Source organism: Streptomyces glomeratus (assembly GCF_021462825.1).
GTDB lineage: Bacteria > Actinomycetota > Actinomycetes > Streptomycetales > Streptomycetaceae > Streptomyces > Streptomyces glomeratus.
In genome coordinates this window covers 1-419 of record NZ_JAKEEB010000111.1, presented here as the reverse complement: position 1 = coordinate 419, position 419 = coordinate 1, and the positions used below count along the sequence as shown (strand labels likewise).

1 pseudogene is annotated in these 419 nt (G+C 79.0%); it reads left to right on the top strand.

From position 1 onward, the window contains the following. Positions 1 to 17: 17 nt before the first annotated feature. A pseudogene (locus LZ604_RS35550) lies at positions 18 to 419 on the top strand (Rne/Rng family ribonuclease); the annotation flags it as partial.

The following is a 419-nucleotide window of genomic DNA, read 5'->3' as shown; positions in this document are numbered from 1 at the left end:
GCGGCGTGATCGTGCACATGGACCAGGCGACCGCGCCCGCCGGCGGCAAGCGCAAGAAGCGCGGCCGCGGCGGTGCCGAGGCCGAGCCCGAGACGCACGAGGCGGTGGCCGCGGAGGTCGAGGAGATCGCCGAGGCTGCTCCGGCGGCCGCGGAGATCGAGGCCGAGGTGGCCGCCGAGGTCGCGGTTCCGGCCGCCCTGCCGGAGCCGGCGTTCGCCCCGGACGAGGAGCTCTACAGCAGCGTCGCCGAGGCCGAGGCCGCCGCCACCCGGGGCCGTACGCGGCGCCGGGTGACCCGGCGGGCGTCGGCTCCGGCGGGTGCGTCGCGAACCGAGGAGCGGGCGCCGAAGTCGCGCAAGGACGAGCGCGCTCCGAAGTCCCGGCAGGACGCCGAGGCCGAGCCGGCCGCGGCCGAGGAC